At 68.5% G+C, this 15481-nt stretch carries 17 protein-coding genes; 10 read left to right on the top strand and 7 right to left on the bottom strand.

Going from position 1 to position 15481, the window contains the following annotated elements; genetic code table 11:
• Positions 1 to 132: 132 nt before the first annotated feature.
• From rplI to rpsF, 4 genes are all read right to left on the bottom strand, one after another.
• Positions 133 to 585, bottom strand: a complete 453-nt coding sequence (gene rplI / locus QE449_RS01565) for a 50S ribosomal protein L9 (RefSeq protein ID WP_027506022.1) — start codon at positions 583 to 585, stop codon at positions 133 to 135.
• A 14-nt stretch (positions 586 to 599) separates the two neighbouring features.
• The gene (gene rpsR, locus QE449_RS01560; RefSeq protein WP_027506021.1) at positions 600 to 842 is read right to left on the bottom strand and encodes a 30S ribosomal protein S18; all 243 of its coding nucleotides are present in this window, start codon (positions 840 to 842) and stop codon (positions 600 to 602) included.
• A 47-nt stretch (positions 843 to 889) separates the two neighbouring features.
• Positions 890 to 1441 carry a single-stranded DNA-binding protein gene (locus QE449_RS01555; RefSeq protein ID WP_027506020.1) on the bottom strand — a complete coding sequence of 184 codons (552 nt, stop codon included), beginning with the start codon at positions 1439 to 1441 and terminating at the stop codon, positions 890 to 892.
• Positions 1442 to 1520: 79 nt separating this feature from the next.
• Positions 1521 to 1808 (bottom strand): 30S ribosomal protein S6, encoded by a 288-nt coding sequence (rpsF, locus tag QE449_RS01550; protein WP_027506019.1) that lies wholly within the window; start codon positions 1806 to 1808, stop codon positions 1521 to 1523.
• A 171-nt stretch (positions 1809 to 1979) separates the two neighbouring features.
• Between rpsF and QE449_RS01545 the strand changes: the two genes are divergently transcribed.
• The 3 genes from QE449_RS01545 (at position 1980) to QE449_RS21415 (ending at position 4447) form a co-directional block, all read left to right on the top strand.
• Positions 1980 to 3389 carry a hypothetical protein gene (locus QE449_RS01545; RefSeq protein ID WP_373425264.1) on the top strand — a complete coding sequence of 470 codons (1410 nt, stop codon included), beginning with the start codon at positions 1980 to 1982 and terminating at the stop codon, positions 3387 to 3389.
• Positions 3386 to 3967 (top strand): GNAT family N-acetyltransferase, encoded by a 582-nt coding sequence (locus QE449_RS01540; protein ID WP_222632406.1) that lies wholly within the window; start codon positions 3386 to 3388, stop codon positions 3965 to 3967. The genes QE449_RS01545 and QE449_RS01540 overlap by 4 nt, the downstream gene beginning before the upstream one ends.
• A gap of 93 nt (positions 3968 to 4060) precedes the next feature.
• Positions 4061 to 4447, top strand: coding sequence for a helix-turn-helix transcriptional regulator (locus QE449_RS21415; protein ID WP_373428357.1), 387 nt, complete (start codon positions 4061 to 4063; stop codon positions 4445 to 4447).
• A 10-nt stretch (positions 4448 to 4457) separates the two neighbouring features.
• On the opposite strand, the gene QE449_RS01530 is transcribed toward QE449_RS21415, so the two are convergent.
• Positions 4458 to 5573 carry a DUF475 domain-containing protein gene (locus QE449_RS01530; protein WP_285186500.1) on the bottom strand — a complete coding sequence of 372 codons (1116 nt, stop codon included), beginning with the start codon at positions 5571 to 5573 and terminating at the stop codon, positions 4458 to 4460.
• A 171-nt stretch (positions 5574 to 5744) separates the two neighbouring features.
• Entirely contained in the window at positions 5745 to 6320 is a 576-nt protein-coding gene (locus tag QE449_RS01525) for a TerD family protein (RefSeq protein WP_027506015.1), read from the bottom strand.
• A gap of 77 nt (positions 6321 to 6397) precedes the next feature.
• On the opposite strand from QE449_RS01525, the gene QE449_RS01520 reads away from it, so the two are divergent.
• From QE449_RS01520 to QE449_RS01490, 7 genes are read left to right on the top strand one after another with little or no spacing between them, the layout of a single operon-like run.
• Complete coding sequence (locus tag QE449_RS01520) at positions 6398 to 7690, top strand: hypothetical protein (protein ID WP_307108063.1); 1293 nt, start codon at positions 6398 to 6400, stop codon at positions 7688 to 7690.
• A 16-nt stretch (positions 7691 to 7706) separates the two neighbouring features.
• Positions 7707 to 8891 (top strand): HpcH/HpaI aldolase/citrate lyase family protein, encoded by a 1185-nt coding sequence (locus tag QE449_RS01515; protein ID WP_056440932.1) that lies wholly within the window; start codon positions 7707 to 7709, stop codon positions 8889 to 8891.
• The gene (locus QE449_RS01510) at positions 8888 to 10162 is read left to right on the top strand and encodes a phosphoribosyltransferase family protein (RefSeq protein WP_307108062.1); all 1275 of its coding nucleotides are present in this window, start codon (positions 8888 to 8890) and stop codon (positions 10160 to 10162) included. Before QE449_RS01515 ends, QE449_RS01510 begins: the two co-directional genes overlap by 4 nt.
• Positions 10159 to 11268, top strand: a complete 1110-nt coding sequence (locus tag QE449_RS01505; RefSeq protein ID WP_307108061.1) for a cysteine protease StiP family protein — start codon at positions 10159 to 10161, stop codon at positions 11266 to 11268. The genes QE449_RS01510 and QE449_RS01505 overlap by 4 nt, the downstream gene beginning before the upstream one ends.
• Positions 11269 to 11312: 44 nt before the next feature.
• Complete coding sequence (locus QE449_RS01500; protein ID WP_307109654.1) at positions 11313 to 12140, top strand: HAD family hydrolase; 828 nt, start codon at positions 11313 to 11315, stop codon at positions 12138 to 12140.
• 38 nt (positions 12141 to 12178) lie between these two features.
• Positions 12179 to 13399: a TerD family protein gene (locus tag QE449_RS01495; protein ID WP_307108060.1), complete on the top strand. Its 1221-nt coding sequence runs from the start codon at positions 12179 to 12181 to the stop codon at positions 13397 to 13399.
• A gap of 22 nt (positions 13400 to 13421) precedes the next feature.
• Entirely contained in the window at positions 13422 to 13889 is a 468-nt protein-coding gene (locus QE449_RS01490; RefSeq protein WP_027506008.1) for a universal stress protein, read from the top strand.
• On the opposite strand, the gene QE449_RS01485 is transcribed toward QE449_RS01490, so the two are convergent.
• Entirely contained in the window at positions 13852 to 15369 is a 1518-nt protein-coding gene (locus QE449_RS01485; RefSeq protein ID WP_307109653.1) for a glycosyltransferase family 87 protein, read from the bottom strand. The two genes, QE449_RS01490 and QE449_RS01485, sit on opposite strands and share 38 nt — an antisense overlap.
• Positions 15370 to 15481 lie beyond the last annotated feature (112 nt).

Below are 15481 nucleotides of genomic sequence, written 5' to 3'. Positions count from 1 at the left end.
TCACCGCGTACAGAATCACCACCTCGCCCACGCCGGAGGACGGCCGAGACAGGCAGGAAAAGAACGAACGCAAACGCAGAATGCCCCGGCCGAGAATCGGCCGGGGCATTCGGTACTGCGTGTCGGTGATGCTTACGAGGCGGTGACCTCGAGGTCGAACGACGCCGTCACATCGGGGTGCAGCGCCACGGTGATGCGGTGCGTTCCGGTGGACTTCACGTGCGACTTCGGCAGTTCGATGCTGCGCTTGTCGAGCACCGGGCCACCGGCGCTCTTGACGGCAGCGGCGACGTCGGCTGCGGTGACCGCACCGAAGAGCTTGCCCGAGCCGCCGGTTCGCACCGACAGCGTCACGGACGTCAGGCCCTCGATGGCCTGCTTGAGCTCGTTGGCATGGTCCAGCCCGCGCACGGCGCGAGCTTCCTGGGCACGACGGATGCCCTCGACCTGCTTCTGTGCTCCGCGGGTGGCCGCAATGGCCAGTCCACGGGGCAGCAGGAAGTTACGTCCGTAGCCGTCCTTGACCTCGACGGTGTCTCCGGGTGCGCCGAGGTTGTCGACATCAGCGGTGAGGATGAGCTTCATGGTTACCTTTCCCCTTATCGCGCAGTCGCGGCGTAGGGCAGCAGTGCTACCTCACGCGAGTTCTTGACTGCGATGGCGATGTCCCGCTGGTGCTGGACGCAGTTGCCGGTGACACGACGAGCGCGGATCTTGCCGCGGTCGCTGACGTACTTACGCAGCAACGTCGTGTCCTTGTAGTCGATGGACGTGTTCTTTTCCTTGCAGAAGGCACAGACCTTCTTCTTGATCACCTTGTCGCGCAACGGCGGTTTAGGCATGGACAATCTCCGAATCTTGATTCACTGCATGTGTGGTGCGTACCGGATCAGAACGGCGGTTCGTCGTCGCCGCCGCCACGGGAGCCACCGAACGATCCCGATGCCTGCGGGGCACTGCCCCACGGATCGTCACCGCCCGAGCTGCCACCGGACGAACGGCTCGACGAGCCACCCGATCCACCGGAGGAACCACCGAACCCGCCGCCGCTGTTGCCGCCGCCTCCGCCACTACCACGACTGACCTTGTTGACCTTGGCCGTCGCGTACCGCAGGGAGGGACCGACCTCGTCGACCTCGAGTTCGACGACAGTGCGCTTCTCGCCTTCACGCGTCTCGTAGGAACGCTGCCGCAACCGACCCGTCACGACGACTCGCGCACCGCGGGTGAGCGACTCCGCGACGTTCTCCGCAGCCTCGCGCCAGATGTTGCAGCGCATGAAGAGTGCGTCGCCGTCCTTCCATTCGTTGGACTGACGATCGAACGTGCGGGGCGTGGACGCGACGGTGAAGTTCGCGACCGCTGCACCTGCGGGGGTGAATCGGAGTTCGGGATCGGCCGTCAGGTTCCCGACGACGGTGATGACGGTTTCGCCTGCCATGATTCCTCTTTCTCGTGCCTTGTCAGCGCATGATCTTCTCGGTTGCCGTCAGCCTAGGGCGAGACGGTGACACGAGGGATCACTTGCCGCGGCGCAGAACCTTGGTGCGCAGCACCGATTCGTTCAGGCCGAGCTGGCGATCGAGCTCCGACACCGTGGCGGGCTCCGCGTTGATGTCGATCACCGCGTAGATGCCTTCGGCGTGCTTCTCGATCTCGTAGGCGAGACGGCGCTTTCCCCACACGTCGACCTTGTCGACCTTGCCGCCGTCCTTGCGGATGACGTTCAGGAACGTATCCAGCGACGGGGCGACCGTGCGCTCGTCGAGATTGGGGTCGAGGATGACCATCAGTTCGTAATGACGCATAAGACCTCATCACCTCCTATGGACTGTGAAACGGTCACGGACGATCCGTGACAGGAGGGTCGTTGCGTCAGCAACCGGTCCAGGGTACCTGGACCGCGGCTCACCACGAAATCGGCGGATCGACGGTGCGGACAGCACGGCGCGAGGTCCGGGGCACCTACTCTTGTCCTCATGACCACCGGCCGCGCGACGATCTCCGGCCGCGCCGGGGTCGCCACGGCGGCCGCCGTCACGGCGATCTCGGTGGTCACGATGGTGCTCGGCTACGTCAACAAGGCGCGGTGCGCGGGAGCACCCTTCGACGAGACCGGACGCAGTCTGGCGTTCGACCGCATCAAGGACTCGTCCGTCTGCTACTCCGACATCCAGTTCCTGTGGCTCGACCGCGGCATCGATCAGCACCTGTTCCCCTACCTGACCGGGGGAATCTCCGCCGACGGCACACTCACCGGCGGAACCGTCGAGTACCCGGTGCTCAGCGGACTCCTCATGTGGGTCGGCGGTCTGGCGAGCCACACCGACGCCCAGTTCCTCCTCTACTCGGCGCTCCTGCTCGCACCGTTCGGCGCGGTGACCGCCTGGATGCTCGGACGCCTCGGCGGCCGCGTCGCGCTGCTCTGGTCGGCCGGCCCCGCGCTGGTTCTCTACGCGTTCCACAACTGGGAACTCCCCGTGGTGGCGACGACCGTCGGCGCCGTGTACGTGATGTCCACCCGCATGCCGCTCCGACGTCGGGCGTATCTGGCGTCGGCACTCCTGGCGGTGGGCTTCTGCCTCAAGCTCTATCCGGGCGCCTTCGTTCTCCCGCTCGCGTCGTACGTCCTGGCCGGGGGCGTGGGCGGGGTGGAGTCCCCCGTGTCCGCACGCCGGTCGCCGCGCCGACTCGACGTGCGCGGGGCAGCCGGAGTGATCGCCGTCGCCGCTGCCGTGGTGGCCGCCGTCAACCTGCCCTTCGCGATCCTCGGCTACGACGGATGGCGGGCGTCGTTCGCCTTCCAGGGCATGCGGCAGGCCGACATCACGACCAACTCGATCTGGTACTGGGGACTGCGGATCCTCTACGACGTGCCGTCGGCGACGCCGGACATGAGCGCCGCCAACGACCAGGCGTACCAGAGCCTGGTCTCGGTGCTCTCGCCTTTGCTGGTGCTGGTGTCGTTCGCCGCCGCGCTGTGGTTCGGCTGGCGTCGACGTCTCGCGGAGGGCACCTACCCCTGGGTGCAGACCAGCGCGGTGATGCTCGTGGCGTTCCTTCTGTTCCACAAGGTGCACTCACCGCAGTACACGCTGTGGCTCGTCCCGTTCTTCGTCCTGCTGCACGTTCCCTGGCACGTGGTGACGGCTTACCTGATCACCGACGTCGTACTCGGTGTCGGCGTCTTCCGGTACTTCGCCGCGTTGTCGAGTGGCAGTGACGCGACCACCGAGGAGAACGTCGTGGTGTTCGGGGTGTGGGTGCGCGCCGTGCTGCTGGTCGTTCTCGTCGTCCTGTTCGCACGGTCCCGTCGCCGCACTCTCGACGCCCGTCCCACCCGGTCCCCGCGCCGCCGGACCGACGCCGAAGCGGAGGTACCCGTGTGAGCACGCCGTTCGATCCCGTCCCCCTGCTCGGCGAGCACGTGCACCTCGAGCCGCTGACGCCCGATCACGCGGGCGCGCTCGCGGCGGCCGCGGACGACCCCGCGATCTTCCGCTGGACCGGATCCGTCGTGTCCGACGACACGACCGCCCGCGCGTACATCGACACCGCCCTCGCGGACACGGCGCGGCGGGCGTTCCTGCAGCGGGACGCGCGTACCGGCGTCGCGGTCGGCACGACGTCCTACTACCAGATCGACGCCTCGAACCGGAGCGTCGCCATCGGATACACCTGGCTCTCGCGCTCGGCCCAGGGAACCAGGATCAACCCCGAATCGAAGTTCCTTCTGCTCGAGCACGCCTTCGGCTCCGCCGACGTGGTGCGCGTGGAGTGGCACACCGACGCGCTGAACGAGCAGTCCCGCGCGGCGATCGGCAAGCTCGGCGCACACTTCGAGGGATTGCTGCGCAAGCATCGTCGCCGCGTCGACGGAACGTGGCGCACCACGGCGCTGTTCTCGATGACCGACGACGAATGGCCGGCGGCCCGGGACGTTCTGCGCAGCCGCATCGACAGCTGAGCCGTCCGTCGACCTGCGCCTTTTACAGAATGTGTGCAGTCGTCCGGCAGAGTTCGTGACGAGTCATCCTCCGGGGGACGATGACAAAACCGACTGTTCGGTGAGAGACTGTTGAAGAAACCGGCAGTTCGACCGGAAACCAGGGACACGAGAAACAAGGGCACACCAGTGACGACCACGACATGGCGCCGTCCGGATCAGGACGGCTCGGCCACCGTTCGCACGCATGGCCACACCGACAGCACCACCTACCAGCGCCCCAACCTCACGGTTCGTGAGATCGAGGTGCTCATCAGCTGGTTCCGCTGCGATTCCAAGCCGGCAGTCGCGGCCAGCATGTTCCTCTCGCTCGGAACGGTGAACACCCACCTGACGCGGATCCGTCAGAAGTACGCGGCCGTCGGCCGGCCCGCACCGACCAAGGCATCCCTGGTCGCGCGGGCCCTGCAGGACGGCCTGATCGACATCGACGAACTCTGAGGTCCGCCCGTCACTCCTGGATGTGCACCTTGGCGTCGTCGGCATGCCCCTCGACCGCGAGGCGCCGGTTACGGCGCACGCTGGACAGGAACGACAGTCCGATGAGGACCACACCGACGAGTCCGGTGATGATCTCGTTGATGTGCACGCCGATCGAGACCAGCAGGATGATCGACAGTGCGCCGATGGCCCAGTGGGCGCCGTGCTCGAGGTACACGTAGTCGTCGAGCGTGCCCTTGCGCACCAGATAGACCGTGAGCGACCGCACGAACATCGCACCGATGAAGCCGAGGCCCAGGGCGATGATGATGGGGTCGGCGGTGATGGCGAACGCGCCGATGACGCCGTCGAAGCTGAAGGACGCGTCGAGGACCTCGAGGTAGAGGAACAGGAAGAAGCCGGCCTTGCCGGTCGCCTTCGCGAGGTCCGACGGCCCGCCGGAGGTCTCCTCCTCCTCGTCTTCACCGGGGACGTGGAACAGATTGCCGAGGCCGTTCACCGCGATGTAGGTGACCATGCCCAGCACGCCGGACACCATGACCGTGGAGATCTTGTCGTCCTCCGCCATGAACTCGGCCGCGAGAACCAGCAGGATGCCGGCGACGATCACGGACATCATGTCGAGCTTGCCGGCCTTGGCCAGCGGCTTCTCGATCCACGAGAGCCAGGTGTGCTCGCGCTCCTCGAAGATGAAGCCGAGGAACAGCATGAGCAGGAACATGCCACCGAACGCGGCGATCTGCGGATGCGCGTCGGTGATCAGCGTCTCGTACGACGGGCTGCCGTCGGGGAAGTAAGCGGCATCGTCCGCGGGCGGGTTGAGCGCGAGACGGAGCGCCGCCACGGGGCCCAGGCCGGACGCGGCCCAGACGATGACCAGCGGGAAGACCAGCCGCATACCGAAGACGGCGATGATGATGCCGATGGTGAGGAAGATCTTCTGCCAGAACTCGCTCATCCGGCGCAGGACCGTCGCGTTGATGACCGCGTTGTCGAAGGACAGCGACACCTCGAGGATGCCGAGGATCACGACGAGAGCGACGGCCTGCCAGCTCCCGTAGATGAAGGCCACCACGATGGCGAGCGCGGTGATCGCGAACGACCATCCGAAGATGCGTAGAACCACGGGTGGTGGCCTTTCTCTGGTGTCGATCCCTGCGGGCTCCGGCAACGGGGCGTCGTTGCCCCGACATGCAACGGAGAGTGTCGCAGCGCCGTCCGACGAGGACGACGCGCAACACTCTCCGGTACTCGGACCGAATGCCCCGTCGAGCGGGACATTACTCCTTCACAGGGGTCAGACGTTCACTCCGAAGTCGCGGGCGATGCCGGCCAGACCGGAGGCGTAGCCCTGGCCCACGGCGCGGAACTTCCACTCCGCACCGTTGCGGTAGAGCTCGCCGAACACCATGGCGGTCTCCGTCGAGGCGTCCTCGCTGAGGTCGTAGCGGGCGAGTTCGGTGCCGTTGGACTTGTCGACGACGCGGATGTAGGCGTTGCGGACCTGGCCGAACGACTGCGAGCGTGCGTCGGCCTCGTAGATGGACACCGGGAAGTTGATGGTGTCGATGTTCGGCGGCACGGCGGAGAGCTCGACGTTGATGACCTCGTCGTCGCCGTCGCCCTCACCGGTGGTGTTGTCACCGGTGTGTTCGATCGACCCGTCGGGGCTCTTCAGGTTGTTGAAGAACACGAAGTGCTGGTCGCTGACCACCTTTTTGTCCGTACCGAGCGCGATGGCGCTGGCATCGAGGTCGAAGTCGGTGCCGGTGGTCGTGCGGATGTCCCATCCGAGACCCACCGAGACGGCCGTGAGGTTCGGTGCGGCTTTCGTGAGGGAGACATTGCCACCCTTGGTCAGGCTGACGCCCATGGCTCGAGTCCTTTCGGTTGCGTGCTACCGGTCGCGTGCTGGAAAGTGCTGTCCACTCGCGTTCATACCCTCAACGTGTGGCATCGCACCAGCGTTCCCGCGAGCCGGTGCGACTCGAGATCGCCGGCGCGTCCGAGAACGGCGCCGCCAGTACCATCGGGCGGGTGACACACCGCTGGCCCGGGCGCCTGAGCCGCGGCCGGGCGCGCACCGAGGCGGTCGCTGCCATCCGGGCCAACACGGTCCGGACCTTCCTCGACATGGACAAGCGTCAGTCGATCGCATCCGCGGGGGTCGACGCGCTGGAACGACTGGGCAGGTCGGACGACAGTCTGCGAGCGCGCTGGCGGCCGGTGGAGGAGCAGTGCTTCGCAGCGGGTGCCTCGTATCTGGCGGCCACGGAGCGCCCCGAGTCCGAGGCGAGCGAGGAGGCGTACGACGCCTTCGCCACCGCCATCGCCCATCTCTCCGCCGCCAGCGCCGCGGTCGACCAGTTCTACGAGGCGCATCGGGCCCGGCTCGAGCACGCGACGCTCGAGTACGCCGCGGTCCCGCGATTGGCGAACGACGCACGCACCGCGGCGACCTCGGTGCTGGCGACCGTCACCGGATCGGAACCGCACCACTCCTATCGCTCCGTGCGTGACGCCGTCGCCGCGGTACACCGTGCACTGGACGGTCTCGCGGCGGCGGAATCCGGTGGCAGCGGCACCGCGGTCACCGGCCGCGCAGCGCAGGTGCGCTCCGCCGCGGACGATCTCCGGAGGGCACTCGCCGAGGCACCCGGCCGCGCCGGATCGGCGTCCACCGCCCTGGCATCGGTCCGCACCCGGCTCCAGGCGGTCGGCACCAAGGCCGAGTACATCGCGCCCGCCTACTCCGCCCTGCTGCGCGAGTTCGTGGCCGCCAGCTCGGACGATCTCTCCCGAGCTCGGGAGAACTGCGAGACCCACATGGTCGAGGCGGCCCGCGACATCGACGACGCGGCGACCGCACGCGACCGAGGCGACCCGGAGGAGGCACTCGACCGGATCACCGCCGCACGGCAGCATCTGGCCGACGCGGAGGCGGACATCGAGGCCGTCACCGGACGCCTGGCACGCCTGCGCGAGGTGCGGGACGACCCCGGGGCCGTGGATCGGCGCGTCCGGTTCCGGCTGCGCGACGCGCAGCTGCTGGCCGTCGACCGGGGACTGGTTGCCGAATGGGGCTCGGTGTTGGATGCTCAGCTCGCACGGATCGAGAGGGCCGCCGCGGCACTCGGAACGGGCCGGCCCGACTACTGGGCGTACCTGCGCGAACTCGATTCCGTCGAGGACTTCATCTCCGGTGTGGTCGACCGCATCCGCGGCCGACAGAGTCGGACCTGATACGAAAGGGGTTGCAGTGCAGCACTTCTCTCACCTGGAACCCGCCACACTCGAGTACCTGTTCCACCGCCCGCCCGTCGCCGTGACCGCGGAGAGCGACCTCACGACGCGGGCGCTCGCCCTGGGCGCCACGCTCTACGTCCCGGCCACCAGGGCGAACCTGGTGGAGACGGTACGCAAGCGCGCGGCCGAGGGCTCCCGGTCCGTCGTGCTCGATCTCGAGGACGCCGTTGCCGACGCCGACCTCGAAGCGGCGCGCGGACACGTCGTCGCCGCGCTGGACGCACTCGCCGTCGATCCGCCCGAGGCCGCCGTCTTCGTCCGCGTCCGCACGGCGGAGGACATGCACCACGTCTGCGACCGTCTCACCACCGGCATCGACGTCCTGCACGGCTTCGTTCTTCCCAAGTTCCGGCCGGAGAGCGGCGAGAAGTTTCTCGAGGAGGTGGCCGCTCGGTCGGCCGCAGCGGGCAGACACCTGGTGGTCATGCCCGTGATGGAGTCCCGCGAGATGGTCTACCGGGAGACCCGTGACGACGAGTTGGCCGGTGCACGTGACGTGCTCGACCGATACCGCGACAGCGTCCTGGCGGTGCGAGTCGGTGCCACCGACATGAGCGGCGCCTTCGGGATCCGACGCGACCGCGACCTGACGATCTACGACGTGCGGGTGGTCGCGGACACCATCGGCGCCATCGTCAACCACCTCGGGCGCAGTGACGGAACGGGTTTCGTCGTCACCGGCCCGGTCTGGGAGTACTTCGCCGACCACGAGCGGCTGTTCCGCCCGATGCTGAGAGCCACGCCCTTCGCCGAGCACGACGCCGTCCGCTTCCGCCAGCAGCTGGTCAGCCGCGACATCGACGGTCTGCTCCGTGAGGTCGCGCTCGACCGTGCCAACGGGCTGCACGGCAAGACCGTCATCCACCCGTCCCACGTCGCCGCCGTGCACTCGCTGTCGGTGGTCACCCACGAGGAGTATCAGGATGCACAGGCCATCGCGTCGTCCTCCGGCGGAGGCGGCGTCCTCGCCTCCGGCTACGGCAACAAGATGAACGAACTCGGCCCGCACCGGCCGTGGGCCGAGCAGACGCTGCGCCGGGCCGCCGTCTTCGGCGTCACCGCCGAGGGTGTGTCGTTCGTCGACGTGATGCAGGCACTGGCCAGGCGTCCCGCGTCCACGACCGGCACTGCACGATGAGCCGCGCGATGGACCGTCGACTGCCCTGGGCGACAGCGGAACTGGGGCTCGTCCTCGAGCACGGCACCTCGTCGGTGGGCCGGCGGGTGGGCGACCTGGTGCAGCCGGGGCTGCGGCGCAACCCACGCCGAGCACACCTGCTGGTGTCGACCGTTCTGGGCAAACACATCCCGCAGGACCCGGCCGAGGTGATCCGAGCAGGTGAGCTCCTGGGCTCCCTGTGCGCCGACGTGCTCGCCGGGCACGACGACGGCGTGGTGGTACTCGGATTCGCCGAGACCGCGACGGGACTCGGCCACTGCGTGGCGACGCGCCTCGGCGCACGGTCCTACATCCACTCGACCCGTCGACCCGTCGAGGGATTCGCCGTGCACGGCGAGTTCGAGGAGGGCCACTCGCACGCGACGGATCATCGCCTCCTACCCACCGATCCGGAGCGCGACCTGCCCTCTTACCTCCCGATGGTTCTGGTCGACGACGAGATCTCCACGGGAACGACGGCCCTCGGTGCCATTCGCGCGGTGCACGCACTCGCGCCGCGGGCGCGCTACGTGATCGCCTCGCTCGTCGACATGCGCTCGGCGGATCAGCGCCGCGAGACCGACCGCGTCGCTGCGGAACTCGGGGTGGTCATCGACTCGGTGTCGCTCGCGACGGGCACCGTGCATCTGCCCGACGACATCATCGCCGTCGTGGAAGCGCTACCCGCTGCACCTGCACCGGTGGATGCTCCACACCGAGGGACCGTCACCAGGGTCGACGTGCCCTGGCCGGGGGGAGTCCCTGACGGCGGTCGCCACGGTTTCCGGGCCGAGGACGTCGCCGCCTTCGACGCCGCGGTCGAGGAGTCGGCCGATCTGCTGCGACCGCACCTCGGCTCGGACACCACCGTCGTGATCGGGCACGAGGAACTGATGTACCTCCCGCTCCGCATCGCCCGCGCACTGTCGGACCGCGGAACGCCGACACTGTTCCAGACCACCACCCGCTCACCCGCTCATGTGCTCGACGAGCCGGGTTACCCGCTGCGGCGCGGCTTCTCGTTCGTCGCACCGGAACCCGCGGCGGGTGGCCGACGTCATCTCTACAACGCTCGGGTACCGGACGAGGCGGCGCCGAGCCCCGTTCTTCTCGTCGTGGATCCGCCCGCGGACACCGAGGCGTTGACGGGTCCGGACGGTCTCGTGGACGCCCTCACCCGCACCGGTATCGACGTCACCGTCGCCGTGGTGGCGGCGGATCCGCACTCGCTGCGGACGGAGTCTCGATGACGGCACCGCTGCACGGTCCGGCGTTCGGGTCCTACGCGGCGGACGAGGTGTCCTGGCTCCTGAAGGATCTCTCGCACGTCTCGCTGGAGGCGGACACCGCGTCGCGGGAGCAGCAGATCCAGTCGGGCGCAGCGCACTATGCCGAGAGCCTGCCCGTCGAGTATCAACCCGATGCCGCCTACCGCGACCTGTTCGCCACCGTCCTGGAGGAGAGCGCGACGCGCCTCGCCACCGCGGTCGGCATCGTCACCGATCTGGTGATCGCCGAGCGCGGTGAGAACCTGGTGCTCGCCTCTCTCGCCCGCGCCGGCACCCCCATCGGCATCCTGATGCGCCGCTGGGCGCGGGACGTGCGCGGTCTGACGTGGCCGCACTACGCCGTGTCCATCGTGCGCGATCGCGGAATCGACTCGGCCGCACTGGATCATCTCGCCCGTCACCACGACCCGGCCGACGTCGTCTTCGTGGACGGGTGGACCGGCAAGGGCGCCATCACTCGGGAATTGACCGCCGCCCTCGACGCGGTGCACCGGGCGGGAGGCCCCCGCTTCGACGACCGGCTCGCGGTACTGGCGGACCCCGGGCACTGTGTGACCACCTACGGCACCCGCGACGACTTCCTCATCGCGTCGGCATGCCTCAACTCGACGGTGTCGGGCCTGATCTCCCGCACCGTGCTCAACGACACGCTCATCGGGCCCGGTGAGTTCCACGGCGCCAAGTTCTACGCCGACCTCGCCGCGGTGGACGTGTCGAACCTGTTGCTGGACAGCGTGTCCGCCGGATTCGACGATGTCGCGGACGCCGTGGCAGAGGGACTGTCGACGGTACGGTCCGCCGACCGGACACCGACGTGGAGTGGCTGGGCCTCGGTCGAGCGTGTACGGGAGGAGTACGGCATCAGCACGGTCAACTTCGTCAAACCCGGAGTGGGAGAGACCACCCGCGTGCTGCTCCGCCGGGTCCCGTGGCGCGTTCTCGTGCGCGACGCGCGGGCGCCGGAGCACCGCCACATCCGGATGCTCGCCGAGGCGAGGGGAGTGCCCGTGGACGTCGTTCCCGATCTCGCCTACTCCTGCATGGGTCTCGTCCGGGACGTCTCGTGACCGAGGCGAGGACCGCACTGGTCGCGACCGATCTCGACCGCACGATGATCTACAGCGCCACCGCCTTGGCGGAGGGTCGCACGGACGGACAGGACGACGACGTGCGCTGCGTCGAGTACTACGAGGGCGCTCCGCTGTCGTACATGACCACACGCGCCGCCGACCTGCTCACCAGCCTCGCGTCCGAGGTGGTGGTGGTGCCGACCACGACGCGCACCGTCGAGCAGTTCCGACGCATCGCCCTGCCGGGAGCACCCTGGCGGCATGCGATCACGACCAACGGGGCCACCATCCTCGTCGACGGTGAGCCGGATCTCGACTGGCGCCGCGCCGTCGAGGACGCCGTCGCCGGATCCGCGGTGCCGCTCGCGGAGGTGACCGCGGAGATGACACGGCGGGGCGACGACTCGTGGGTGCTCACGCAGCGGACGGCGGACGATCTGTTCTGCTACCTCGTCGTGAACGTGGAGACGATGCCCGAGGATTTCGTCGACGAGTTCGCACACTGGTGCACCGAGCGCGGCTGGGGCGTGTCCCGGCAGGGCCGCAAGGTCTATGCGATGCCCGACGCGGTGTGCAAGTCGCACGCCGTCGCCGAGGTGCGCCGACGGTGCGTGAACGCGGGAACGCTGGAGGCCGACGCCCCGGTGCTCGCCGCCGGGGACGGCGCCCTCGACGCGGAGATGCTTCGTGCCGCTACCGCCGCCATCCGTCCGCGGCACGGTGAACTGGAACTGCTGCAGTGGGACGCCCCCGGGCTGGTGGTCACCGAACGGTCCGGCGGTGCTGCGAGCGAGGAGATCCTGCACTGGTTCCGGGCAACGGCCGGCACGTCGGGCTCCGCCGCTGCCCCGCCGACACACGTACGCTGAATTCGGACGTACCCGACCACCCCGGAAGAGGACGAGACGTGGCTGCACAGCCGTTGACCAAGGGACAGAATGCTCCTCTGTCCACCGCCACCGTTCGTATCGGTCTCGAGCTGACCGCACCGGCGGACATCTCTGCCCTGCTCGTCACCGACAGCGGCAAGGTTCGCTCCGACGCCGACTTCGTCTTCTTCAACCAGCCCTCCGGCCCCGGTGTGCAGCTGGTTCCGGGCCAAGGTGGGCCGCAGGAAGTAGCCGTGACCCTCGCCGCGGTCCCGGCCGACATCACGCAGATCCGAGTCGTCGTCACGCTCGACGACTCGTCGAGCAGCTTCGGACGCGTCTCCGCGCCCACCGCCCACGTGATCGACGGCGGCACCGGTGCGACGCTCTATTCGTACACCGTGGACGGCCTCACGACGGAGTCCATCGTCATCGCGCTCGAGCTATACCGGCGCGGCGACGGCTGGAAGGTCCGTGCCGTGGGCCAGGGTTACGCGGGCGGGTTCGCCGCTCTCGTCGGTGACCACGGGGTCTCGGTGGACGACGCTCCCGCAGCGGCGCCTGCGCCTGCTGCACCCACACCTCCGCCTGCCGCTCCCACACCTCCGCCGGCCCCCACGCCGCCGCCCGCGGCACCTTCTGCGCCCGCGGCCCCCGCCGAGGTGAGCCTGACGAAGGCTCGGCCCGTCAGCCTCACCAAGGGTCAGAAGGTGACGCTGAAGAAGGACGGTGGCGTCGCACTGACCACCATCCGCATGGGCCTCGGTTGGGACCCCATCAAGAAGGCCGGCTTCTTCGGAGGCGGGCGCAGCGCGGACGTCGATCTCGACGCCTCGGCGCTGATGTTCTCCGGCGACAAGCACGCCGACGTCGTCTACTTCGGCCAGCTGCGGTCGAAGGACGGGTCGATCGTCCACCAGGGCGACAACCTCACCGGCGAGGGCGAGGGCGACGACGAGGTGATCACGGTGGACCTGACGCGGGTGCCCGCCCATGTGAGCTCGATCGTCTTCATCGTGACCTCGTACCGCGGGCAGACGTTCGAGCAGGTGGCGAACGCCTTCACCCGCCTGGTCGACAACACGATCAACACCGAGCTGGCACGCTTCACGCTGCAGGGCGGCATGCCGTTCACCGGGCTGGTCATGGCCAAGGTGTACCGAGCCGGGAGCGAGTGGAAGCTGCAGGCGATCGGCGACGGCATCAACGCCAAGCACGCGGGCGAAGCGTTGCCGCAGCTCCGTCCGTACCTCTCCTGACGAGGAGTCGTAGGCTCGGGTCGTGACCTCGTCGAACGATCCCTCCGTCTTCGAGTACGGAGTGGACGGCCCCAAGCTGATCGTCGTGGGCCTCGACGGCTCCGACTCCTCCTGGCGGGCGGCCGCGTACGCCGCCGGACTGGCGCGCCGGCAGCACTCCAAGCTCGTGCTGGTCTACGTGCAGACGCTGGCGGCCGGCGCCTTCGCGCAGGCGAGCGGCGTGGTCTACGACTCGGGGAGCCAGGTGGCGGACCAGCTGCTCACCGAGATCCGCGACCACGTGGTGCGTTTCGGCGAGCACCAGCACGTGAACTGGGAGTTCCGGACGTTCCGCGGCGACCCGGCGATGGGACTCGCCGCCGTCGGCGACGAACTGCGTGCCGACGCGATCGTCGTGGGCACGTCCGAGTCTGCCGGGCACCGCATCTTCGGCTCCGTCGCCGTCCGACTGGTCAAGCTGGGTCGGTGGCCGGTGACCGTGGTGCCCTAGGCGGTGGCGCCGCATCCGCGATCGGAACCTCGACGGGCCGCGGACGCACCATCGCCGGCACCCACGACGGGTACGCGTCGGGTGCTCCGTCGAGCACACCACCGGCCGGATCGTCGTCGCCGCTGCGACGCACCAGATCGTCCACCGGCCGGTAGATCTGCCGCACCACCAGGACACACAATCCGACGACGGCGAGATCGCGCACCAGGACGGTCGCCGTGAAGTACTGCTCGGGCAGACCCTTGTCGGCCACGCCCAGGTAGTACATCATCCGCGGAACCCAGACGAGTGCGTCGATGGTCATCCACGCCAACAGGATTCGCCGGTGCGGCAGAGCCAGGACCGCGAGCGGCACCAGCCACAAGGAGTACTGCGGACTCCACACCTTGTTCGTCAGCAGGAAACCGGCGACCACGAGGAAACACAGCTGCATCAGGCGAGGACGCCGCGGAGCCGTCAGCGCCACCCAGCCGATGGCGAGGCACACGACCACGAAGAGCAGCGCCGTCACGAGATTGAGGATCACCGGCTTCTCGCCGGGACCGAGCGGGCCGTCGAATCCGGCCCAGCCGGTGAACGACCGGGCCACGTTGTAGAGCGAGTCCGGATCGGCGCCGCGGTCGGAGTTCAGTCGGAAGAACTCCGACCAGCCACGCGGAAACAGCAGTGCGATGGGCAGATTGACCAGAACCCACGCCGAGAGCGCCGCCGCCGTGGTCCGCGACCAGTCCCTCATGTTCCCCGTGCGGATGCACAGCACGAGGAGCGGACCGAGCAGGAACAGCGGGTAGAGCTTCGTCGCGCCCCCGATGCCGAGCAGGACACCGGCCAGCACCGGCCTGCGTCGCGCCCACGCCAGCAACCCACCGGAGGCGAATGCCGTTGCGAGGGCGTCGAAGTTGGTGAAGACGTGCACGATCACCAGAGGGGAACACGCGGCCAGCGCGGCGTCCCACACCCGACGTCCCGCCAACATCGTGGTCGCCCAGATCGTCACGAGCCAGGCGAGAGCGGAGCCGAACGCCACAACGTTGAAATACAGCGCGACCGTGAGCGCCTGCGGCAACCACGGGACCGCAGACCACGCGTGGGCCACCTGCATCGACACGTACTGGTACAGCCCCGCCACCACCGGATACTCCATGTACCGGGTGATCGTGGAACCGTCGGAACCCGTTTCCTCCCACGACTTCTTGTACGGGAACGCGCCCTGATCGAGTCGCTCCGCGCCGTAGAGGGGGACCACGTCGGAGTAACACATCGCGACGTACTGACGGCTCCCGCTCCAGTCGAGTCCCAGCTCGCCGCCGGGGCCGTTCGGGGCCTGCTGGATGCACGCGGCCTTGCCGAACCAGCCCAGCGCGAGAAACACGACCGTGAACGCGAAGATCACGCGCAGTGGCGTGATGTGGCGCTGCCGCCCCACCAACGCGTGCTTGCCCACGGGGCCGCCGACCACCGTCGACAACTCCGCGACCATGGGGTCGGTCAGACTCGGCCGATCGCGCCGACGAGCGGAGCGTCGATCCGTCGCCAACTCACCCGGACTCGCCAACAACTCGTCGGACGAGTCGTCTCGACCGGCCTCCGGC

This window comes from Rhodococcus sp. SORGH_AS_0303, assembly GCF_030819335.1.
Classification (GTDB): domain Bacteria; phylum Actinomycetota; class Actinomycetes; order Mycobacteriales; family Mycobacteriaceae; genus Rhodococcoides.
The sequence above is the reverse complement of the archived record's forward strand: the minus strand, read 5'-3'. Positions and strand labels throughout refer to the sequence as shown.

What these genes read in the sequence shown, in the direction of transcription:
- rplI (WP_027506022.1), bottom strand. Translation starts at nt 585, where the DNA reads ATGAAGCTCATCCTCACCGCTGATGTCGACAACCTCGGCGCACCCGGA.
- rpsR (WP_027506021.1), bottom strand. Translation starts at nt 842, where the DNA reads ATGCCTAAACCGCCGTTGCGCGACAAGGTGATCAAGAAGAAGGTCTGT.
- QE449_RS01555 (WP_027506020.1), bottom strand. Translation starts at nt 1,441, where the DNA reads ATGGCAGGCGAAACCGTCATCACCGTCGTCGGGAACCTGACGGCCGAT.
- rpsF (WP_027506019.1), bottom strand. Translation starts at nt 1,808, where the DNA reads ATGCGTCATTACGAACTGATGGTCATCCTCGACCCCAATCTCGACGAG.
- QE449_RS01545 (WP_373425264.1), top strand. Translation starts at nt 1,980, where the DNA reads ATGACCACCGGCCGCGCGACGATCTCCGGCCGCGCCGGGGTCGCCACG.
- QE449_RS01525 (WP_027506015.1), bottom strand. Translation starts at nt 6,320, where the DNA reads ATGGGCGTCAGCCTGACCAAGGGTGGCAATGTCTCCCTCACGAAAGCC.
- QE449_RS01510 (WP_307108062.1), top strand. Translation starts at nt 8,888, where the DNA reads ATGAGCCGCGCGATGGACCGTCGACTGCCCTGGGCGACAGCGGAACTG.
- QE449_RS01505 (WP_307108061.1), top strand. Translation starts at nt 10,159, where the DNA reads ATGACGGCACCGCTGCACGGTCCGGCGTTCGGGTCCTACGCGGCGGAC.
- QE449_RS01500 (WP_307109654.1), top strand. Translation starts at nt 11,313, where the DNA reads ATGATCTACAGCGCCACCGCCTTGGCGGAGGGTCGCACGGACGGACAG.
- QE449_RS01485 (WP_307109653.1), bottom strand. Translation starts at nt 15,369, where the DNA reads ATGGTCGCGGAGTTGTCGACGGTGGTCGGCGGCCCCGTGGGCAAGCAC.